This window comes from Endozoicomonas numazuensis, from assembly GCF_000722635.1.
Taxonomy (GTDB): domain Bacteria; phylum Pseudomonadota; class Gammaproteobacteria; order Pseudomonadales; family Endozoicomonadaceae; genus Endozoicomonas_A; species Endozoicomonas_A numazuensis.
This window is the reverse complement of record NZ_JOKH01000003.1, coordinates 530,364-539,529: the sequence shown is the minus strand read 5'-3', so window position 1 is coordinate 539,529 and position 9,166 is coordinate 530,364. Positions and strand designations below refer to the sequence as shown.

The 9,166-nt window shown below is 50.7% G+C and carries 7 protein-coding genes; all 7 read right to left on the bottom strand.

The features are described 5' to 3' along the window. Positions 1-2,345: coiled-coil domain-containing protein (locus tag GZ78_RS29520; RefSeq protein ID WP_034837607.1), on the bottom strand; the 2,345-nt coding region annotated here is incomplete at its 3' end. Between the two features lie 395 nt (positions 2,346-2,740). After that, positions 2,741-4,615 (bottom strand): V-type ATP synthase subunit A, encoded by a 1,875-nt coding sequence (locus GZ78_RS15110; RefSeq protein ID WP_034837606.1) that lies wholly within the window; start codon positions 4,613-4,615, stop codon positions 2,741-2,743. Between the two features lie 101 nt (positions 4,616-4,716). After that, entirely contained in the window at positions 4,717-5,400 is a 684-nt protein-coding gene (locus GZ78_RS15105) for a DUF2764 family protein (RefSeq protein ID WP_034838416.1), read from the bottom strand. A gap of 103 nt (positions 5,401-5,503) precedes the next feature. Beyond that, positions 5,504-6,190, bottom strand: a complete 687-nt coding sequence (locus GZ78_RS15100) for a hypothetical protein (protein ID WP_034837604.1) — start codon at positions 6,188-6,190, stop codon at positions 5,504-5,506. 67 nt (positions 6,191-6,257) lie between these two features. Next, complete coding sequence (locus GZ78_RS15095; protein WP_034837603.1) at positions 6,258-6,707, bottom strand: ATP synthase subunit C; 450 nt, start codon at positions 6,705-6,707, stop codon at positions 6,258-6,260. 2 nt (positions 6,708-6,709) lie between these two features. Continuing rightward, complete coding sequence (locus GZ78_RS15090; RefSeq protein WP_034837601.1) at positions 6,710-8,518, bottom strand: V-type ATP synthase subunit I; 1,809 nt, start codon at positions 8,516-8,518, stop codon at positions 6,710-6,712. After that, on the bottom strand, positions 8,508-9,164 hold the full coding sequence (locus tag GZ78_RS15085; protein ID WP_051786216.1) for a V-type ATP synthase subunit D: 657 nt from the start codon (positions 9,162-9,164) through the stop codon (positions 8,508-8,510). The genes GZ78_RS15090 and GZ78_RS15085 overlap by 11 nt, the downstream gene beginning before the upstream one ends. Between the last annotated feature and the right edge of the window lie 2 nt (positions 9,165-9,166).

Here is a 9,166-nt window from a genome sequence, read left to right as displayed (position 1 = left end):
GCGTCACCATCAAAGTCAACAATACCCAGCTGTTGAGCCAGCTGTGCATTGCGTTGCTTGGCAAGGGCATCGGGCTGCTGGTTCAGCTCCTGCAGTTTGGCTTCAATGGCTTCATTTTGTTCAACCAGAGTGGTTTTTTCGGCGAAAGGATCCATACCTAGGGTCTGGGCCAGAGCAGCATTACGGGCTTTGACCTGAGCTTCAGGCTGCTGACCGAGCTCACGTAGTTTCACCTGGATGACATCGTTTTGTTGATCCAGAGCTGCGTCACCATCAAAATCATCAATACCCAGCTGTTGAGCCAGCTGTGCATTGCGTTGCTTGGCAAGGGCATCGGGCTGCTGGTTCAGCTCCTGCAGTTTGGTTTCAATGGCTTCATTTTGTTCAGCCAGAGTGGTCTCTTCGGCGAAAGGATCCATACCCAGAGTCTGGGCCAGTGCAGCATTACGGGCTTTGGCTTCTCTTTCGGAGCGCTGGCCAGCTTCCCTTACTAATTGGTTTATCTCTGTAACTTTCTCTTTGATGATTCTGGCCTGTTCTTCTAGTGCCTGAGTATCATCCCAGTTTTCAATGCCCAGCTCAGCAGCCAGTTGAGTGTTACGAGCTTTTGTGGCTTCTGCTCTAGCCACACGAACCTGTTCTTCCAGCTGTGGAATACGTTCGGCTTCCTGTTGCAGCTCCTCTACCTGGTTTTTCTGTTGTTCCAATTCTCGACGAACCTGATCAAGCTCATTCTCAACTTGCTGCTTGAGTTGTTGGGCTCTCAGCTTCTCTTCGTCACTGGCGTTAGCTCTCTCAGTAGCACGTTGTAATTGATTTCTAAGTTGAGCCAGTTCACCTTCTTTTGCCTGCAACTCTGCCAGTTCGTTTTCCATCTCAAGCAGCTGCTTGGCCATGTCATCAATGACTTTGATAGCAAACTCTTCGCTATCACGATAAGCTGTAGCAGCCACTCTAGTGACAACCGGCATTAACTTCTGAATGAAATGCTGGTTAGCTAAAAGAGCTGCAAGTGTGGGTTTGAAACTGAAGTATTTTGCGAGTTGAACCTTCATCCAGGTTGGAGTAATGGCCCACGAAGTGACGTCGATGTGGGTTCTTGTGAACTCAAATTCATCTTCTCCGTCTGAATTAGCACTGCTCAGTGCTTGCTGAAGGTACTCGCAGTAGGCAAGAATGTATAACTTGGTGTCATCAAGATCTGCATCGTGATCAGCAGCAAGCTCAGCTGCAAACTCTTCCAGCAGTTCCATTTGCGCGCTTCGAATAACGTACTGGTAGCTTTTGACCTTGTCTTTCTTGATTTGTGTAGTTAAGGCAGGAACGGGATGGTCACCCTCAATTTTTTCCCTGAGATTGAAGAGGCCTTCTACAAAAGCGACATCGGTCGGGTTCAGTTTCTGACCATGGAAAACAATGATGTCCCCTGGAGCCTGACGAACCTCCAGTCTCGGATAATCAGTAGGTACTGGATAGGCTTTTGTTTCGTCCTCAACATGCACCACATACCCGACAGGCTTCTGGTTAGCCAATAAATCGTTGAGAGCTTCCTGTTGTAAGGCCTCTCCAATAACGTGGACCTGAGTGTAAGCCGAAGTCGCTGCGGCAAAAAGAACTTCATCATTGACGAAGAGTGATTGACCCAGGCGCTGAAGTTCAGGAGGCTGGTCGCCAGAAGAGATAAGGCGCATGAAGGTGCGACCGTTAATTTCAACTTCGTCTACTTCAATGGTTGCGAGAGCGACATAGTTGTCACCCGCACCAAGGTTACCAGCTCTTCCATTTGCACCCTTCAGAACCCCGGCGAGTTGGGCGGGATTGGAGATTTTCGATAGGGGCTCTAGCTGGTTATTATCAGCTAGCTGAGCGCGAACAGCCTGAACTGTGTCGTGCTCTGTCATTCCGCTCCTGACTTCAATGACCAGCTCATTCTCTTCAAGGTTATGGGTGAATCTGAAGACCCCTTCATCGCCAACCTTTAGTACTTTTGTATATTTCTGAGCAACGTCATCATCACCTGTATCAAACAGGTCAACACTGGAAACACCACCGTCGACGCCAGAAAGTACGTCTGTGAAGCCTTCAGAAGGAACATGGTAGCCTGCTCTGGCTGGACCCTGATCAGGGTAGGTAGTTGTATAGGAATTCTGTATTGGCTGCTGGTCATCGCCTAGTGTCGGCTTAACCATTACCTCACTCTGAGTAAACTCCTGATGTCCTTCACTCGGAATATCAACAGACTTTGTCTGAAGCTTGCGATCGGCCAGTGCCTGTGTGCCAATGATGGAAGAGCTGATTGCAACGGCCACAGCAAGGCTCAATGCATTGGGGCGAGCATTTGTCATTCTACTACCTCAGAACTGAGTACTTTTATTACCGTGAAAAGTGATTTCCACACCAGGCGATTACCCAACTTTCAATCGCTCATGGTTGTTTCGGTAAGCTAATGAGAGAATTTTTAAATACCCAAAACTTTTAGCAGTTAAATGGCGAGCTGCAAGTTCAAGAGGCTAAATATGTAAATTTTGACCAAGGAATATGTAAAGAGATGAACGCGTTTTCCAAGCTGATCGTACGTGATACCCAATGGTACGCTTTGATTGGTAGTAGATAGAGGAGAAAGTAATAAAAGTAGGACGTTTGTAAGGAATTAGACTTTTAATATATTGCACATTAGTACTTATCTGTCTGGAAAGCCCAAAAAAAACCGACAACTGTCGGCTTTTTTTTGGGCTCAGTATCAGGCTGCCGCAGCGGTACCAATGTACTGATTTCTTAACTCTTCAATTTTCTGTAGATAACTGTTGTATTCAGGCGATCCGTCGTGAGAATAATTGAGGTTTTTGAACAAACCTGTCAGTTTCACAAAGTAGTCGCGCGCGATTTCCTTGTCCTTGAAGGTGTACTGTTGGCGGATCAGGCTGACTGCTAACTCAAAACAAGCCTTCTGCCGGGTCAATGGGCAACTGCTGTCCACGTCGTCAAAAGCATCCTGTTGCAGGTAAACCATATCCAGAAACAGGGACTTCTGGAAGGTGACATAGTCTTCCAGAGTAATACCCTCTTCACCCGTTACCTGCATCATCTGGTTAATGCTGTCACCCTTTACCAGCAGAGCCTGCATTTCCTTGACGTTTTCAACCCAGTCAGCTGACAGGTTGTTTCCGTACCAGTCGGACAACTGGTCAAGGTAACGTGACCAGGAAATCAGTGGGTCAATGGCGGGGTAGAAACGTTTATAGGCTCGCTCGTATGATAGGCCGAGGAACGTTTTCACAGTACTCAGGGTGGCCTGCGTCACAGGTTCTTCAAAGTTACCACCGGCTGGAGATACAGAGCCCACCATGGTCAGTGAGCCTTCGTCGCCTTCTTCGTTACGGATAACACCGCAGCGCTCGTAAACACCCTTGATGGCAGAGTCCATGTAGGCAGGGAAACCTTCTTCACCTGGAATCTCTTCCAGGCGGTTTGAGGTTTCACGCATGGCCTGAGCCCAGCGAGAGGTGGAGTCAGCCAGAGCGAGAACGTTATAGCCCATCTGACGATAGTATTCACCCAGTGTCAGTCCGGTATAGATCGAAGCTTCACGGGCGGCTACCGGCATTGAAGAGGTGTTACAAATGATCACGGTACGGTCAATGAGAGAGCCACCGGTTGTCGGGTCCTGAAGGTGTGGGAATTCTTCGATGGTTTCCACCACTTCACCCGCTCGTTCGCCACAGGCGGTGACGATAACAATGTCAGCATCGCAGTAACGGGAGAAGGAGTGCTGCAATACGGTTTTGCCAGAACCAAATGGACCTGGGATGCAGCCGGTACCGCCTCGTGCAATCGGGAAGAACGTATCCACGATTCTCTGGGTAGTCACCAGCGGGGTATCAGGGTATTGACGTTCAGTTTTCCCTTTTTTGGTCAGAGTTTCAGAGATGGAGTGACGCACCGGCCATTTCTGAACCATGGTCAAATCAACTTCTTCTCCACGCTGATTGCGTACTTTGGCGACAACCGTATCAACGTTAAAAGAGCCTTCCTGGATCCAGATGACTTCAACTTCACCTTCGGTATTGAAAGGAATCATGATTCTGTGGGTAAAGCGGCCTTCTGGTACGGTACCAAAGGTTTCACCAGCGTGCAGTTTGTCACCGGTTTTGGCCACTGCGGTAAAGGCCCAGGTCTGGCTGCGATCCAGAGCGTCGAGCTGAACACCGCGTTGCAGAAACTTTCCATGGAGCGAGGCGAGTCGTTCCAGAGGGTTCTGCAAACCATCGTAGATCATGGACAGAATACCAGGGCCCAGCTCCAGAGAGAGCAGGTGGCCGGTCTGGATAATGGCATCGCCTACGGCAACACCCCGGGTGTCTTCGTAAACCTGTATGTCAGCAATATCGCCGCGTACCCTCAGGACTTCGGCCATCAGCTGTTCTTCCACCTGCTCATTGGCACGGCGGCTGGGCATTACATAAACGACTTCGTTTTTGGTCAGTGGTTTACTGCCCAGACTTTTGATGGTGATGATATCACCCATCACGGCAACGACTTGGGCTGAAGCTCTATGGGCTGAAGCTCTATGGGCTGAAGCCTGTTGTTCCAGTTCTGTGTTGGTCTGTTCACTCATTGGCGTGTTCCAAAAGCTGTTTACTGCTTACCATGAAAGCGGTTCAGGCTCTTCAACCTTCGGTTAAAAGAGCAGACGGCATTTTGCTCATGGCTGCTTATTCAGGCGCCAGGCAACTGGTTGACAAATTCACCCAGTGCCAGATCAGTCAGTTCATTAAAGCGTTCCAACGCCTGCTCGCCATCATAGGTTGTCCAGCGAGCGACCAGATTCCAGCGCAATACATAGATGACAACCGCTTCAAAGTCGAAACTGTGTTGTCTGCCAGCGTCGTCCAGTCGACGCCAGACTGCTTCCAGCAGGGTTTTCTCCAGGATGAGATAGTCCTGCTTGTTCAGGCAGTCTATTGCCTGTGGAATCCATGGAAATGCGTGCTGTAGACCCAGTGTTGGGTTGCTCCAGTTGCGGCGAATGTAGGCGTAGCGAGTACCGTAACTCCACTGGGGGTCACCGGGAGCCTGCTTGCCCTGCATTTTGCGACGCAGTGCTGCCATGACGGTCCTCATGTCCAATCGCCAGTTGACGAGGTCACGGAGCGTCTGACTGGGAAGTTCTGCATGCAGACGAGCCGCCAGTTTGATCAGGGCTGCTTCGTCAACATCGTCACCCAGATGGCTCCAGTGCATGAGCTGCTCTACCTTGATCAGGGTTTCTTTGTCTTCCTGATTCAACATAGAGAGGCGTCGATCGAGCTGCAGACGGGAGATCGGAGTGATCTTGCTGTCAAACAGTGAGTCGATGTGAGGCAGCGAAGTCAGCAGCGTGTAATAGGCATTTTCTGCCATCTCATTCTCCCAAAAGACAGATAAGAGTTGACGGTTTTCTGTTGTGAGAAGAAGCATCTACTCATGACTTCAAACGGTTAACTCCTAACTGTTCACATCAAACTTACTTGACGATGCCTTCGAGCAAAGCCCGGAAACGAGGCTGAAGGTGTCTCAGCAGAACGGCAGTGACGGTTTCGTCATTCAGTTCCACTTCGATTTCCTTGTCATGGAGACGGAACTTTATGCCGCTCTGATCCGGCTGACCTACAGAGAAAGATACGCCTTCCTGTAACATTTCAGCGGCCTGACCGGTGACGAAGTCCAGCAGTGGCCCCTGTTTAACCAGATCAGGGTTCTTACGAAGTTCATCCACACCGATCACTTTGCGAGGCAGTACGACTTCCAGGTTTTTCTCTCCATGCAGGTGGTTTTCACCCGCTACTTCAAGAATCATCTGTTTGAGCACTTCTTCCTTCTCCAGAGAACCGCTGACCAGAGCACTGATTTGTCCGGAGAATTTTTCCAGCAAGTAATCTTTCAACTCCAGTACCGCATTCCGTTCAGCCAGTTGAAGGGCTTCCTGGCCTGCCTTGGCAATAAAGTCGGCTTCTTCTCGGGCCTTGCTGACGATAGCGTCTGCTTTGGCCTGGGCTTCACGCATCAGCTCAGACGCAGTGGCTTCAGCTTCGCTGACAATCTGGGCAGCCTGGTTACGGCCATCCTGAACACCCTGGTTACGCAGTTTTTCGATCAGCTCCTGAACGCCGACAGAGACTCTCTGACCGCCAGGATTAATAGCTGCTGTCATAATCTATTCCTCTGGTTTCCAGTGAACGGAGTTACTCGTTCACTGTCCACTGTTGACTGTTAACTGATCAGGCAGCGATTTGCTGACCCAGAACCAGAGCAAATACGAAAGCGAACACGGCAAAACCTTCAACAATCGCTGCGGGCGCAATGGACAGACCAAAGACTTCAGGCTTGTTCTTGGAAGCATTGATACAGGCGGCAACTGCCTGACCCTGATAGATGGCAGAGTACATCAGGGCGATACCGGTCAGCAGCCCAATACCCAGCAGGCCTGGCGCGCTTTTAATAGAAACACCGATACCGCTCAGGGTGAACATAATGACGATGCCGTATATGACCTGGGAAGAGGGCATGGCAGAAAGGCCAATGAATTTGCCGTAACCACTTTCAACGTCCAGCATGGCACCACAAGCCGCCTGACCAGCGACGGAACAGCCAATCGCTGAACCCACAGCACCCAGTGCAACCGGTGAAAATACGCCTATCCAGCCCAGGGCCAAGATCAGATTATCCATGGTTAGTCCTCTTGCTTTCTAAAAGATTTGAATGGGTAGCCCTCATCGGACAAACCCCAGTTAACGAATTCAATAACATTGAGACGCATGCCGTGAACGACACCGCTCATGATGCACAGTGCAAAGTTGAGTGCGTGTCCGAGCAGCAGGATAAGGCCACTGAAGAGCACGCCAATGACAGGGCTGGAGTCCAGTACATCCATGGCCAGGGTGTTGAATGTTATGGCCAGAGAGGCACCGGAAAGTCCCAGTGCAAACAGACGCATGTAACTCAGTACGTCACCAAATGCGGAAGTGATGTTATAAACCGCTTTCAGGCCGTCCAGTCCCCTCAGGCACAAACTGCCAATGGAGCGAACAGGGCGGGTGCTGGTAAACAGGAACACCAGTAAGGCACCGATGATCAGACCTGCAGGGCCAACCCGGTCAGCAAAGATTGCGGGTAGTGTTTGGGTCATGCCCAGCCAGATCGACAGGCCCGAGCCCATGATTAATGCCCAGCCAAGGGGGGCCAGAGCGTAACTGCTCCCTCGATTGACGACAGCAGTCATGAGATTGGCGATGATCAGGTGGGAAACACCGACAAAGACAGACAGTTTCATCATGGCGTTGTAGTCATTCAGATCAACAAAGGCCAGATGACCCAGAATGCCTCCTGAGCCCGGAGCTACACCAAAGTAACTGCCAATCAGAACACCCCATACGGCACCAGCGGCAGACATGAAGTACGCCAGATTCATCAGGCGTGAACCGGCTTCAGTCTTCTTCAGTTTCTTTCGGAACATGAAAACGATGCCGCCAAACAGCAAGCTGTACATGGCGTCGCTCATGATCATGGCGAAGAACAGGGAGAAAGAGTAGAAGACCAGATTACCTGGATCCCACGTGCGGTAGTTGGGAGTCTGGAAGAAGCCCAATGCGTCAGATCCACCTCCGATACTATTGGATTTTTCCAACAGGGTGGGAGGCGCATCGTCATCAGTCGGTTCTTCGAAAATCGCTGCCACACTGTTTTCCAGACAGAAGGACTCTACGGCTTTCTTCTCCGAGACCGCTACCCAGCCCTGAACCAGAAAAAAGGTTTCTTCATCCTGTGTACCACTGCTGGCTTCTTCCAGAGAGGCCTGATCCTGTTTCGCTGCTACGGCCTGACCCAGCAGATAGTTCCAGCGGGTCAGTGCTTCACGTTCTGCAAGCAGTTCTTCCAGTAAGTGTTCAGACTCTTCCAGTTCCATTTCAAGTCGGGAAAGCGGCACCATGCCCACATGAGAGCGGGGTACAGGAAGCAGGTCTTCAGCCGGTTCACGGTTGGAAATGACGATCACATAGGCTTCGCGATGATCCCGATGAATTTCTTCCCACGGCAAATCCTTTTCCTTGAGTGCCCCCGAAAGTGCTTCCATCTCGCCCAGTGGGACGACATAGAACCAGAATCGCTGACCATCCAGGTCTGACAACCTGGGAAAACTGAATTCACCCCAGGGCCGAACTTCTCGGATACGTTCAATCAATTTGTCCCGAGCATCAGAGACTTCCCGAATGGAAGCCTTGTTGTCGAGTACTTCCGCAACTACCTGATCGATACAGACCTGATTTTTGTCCTTGATCTGTCGTCTTGATCTGGGTGCGCGCTCCAGCCAGGCCAGTGCTTCGCTGGCTTGTGCTGGCTGCATACGCAGACTTTGATCCGCTGTTTTGTCAGACAGTGGAATCAGGTGCATACACCCCAGAGCCTGAAGTCCCTGAAGAATCCGGGTTTTGTCTTCCCCGGGTCCGTACAGGGTGATTTTATTCAGTCGTTTAATGGACATTGACGTCTGCCTCCCCTGATTCCTGTGCCCTAGCCTTGGCCATTTTGGCTTCCTGTGCCAGCACTTTGCCTTTGGAAAGTTTGGCGTTCATGACGCTGGCACGATCCTGATCAGACAGGTAGATCTGGATTTTCTGGATACTTTTCCGGGTTTGTGGAATCAGTACCTTGGAAAACAGGTTAACCCTCTGGGACGTAGTGCGGGTTGCCTTGTCCAGTTCTTTGTGGCGCAGTACGCGTACCTGATATTCAATACGCAGGCGCACCATTTGCTGGAGCAGGTCAACCAGAAAATCGACCCAGACTGGCTTAGCTAGATCGCTGTATGCTTTTACTCTGATGGAGATGTTCTCTACTTTGGGAACCGCTGTACCCACAATATTTTCATCCATCAGTGTGACATTGGTGACTTTGACCAGACTCTCGACGGGAACGTCTTCCCGGGCCAGCATCGGGAGCTGTTCCCTCACCAGACGTTCGACGTCGGCAAGGTGTGACCGGGTTTCTGTCAGTGCCACTTCAGCCTTTTTTCTCTCAGCCATCAGCTGCTGGCGCTTTAACTCCAGCGCTGGCAGATAACGGTTGTAGGTTTTAAGGCTGCGCTTCTCTTTATTCAGCGAGCTTTTGTTGAGGGCTACCTTGGCCATGG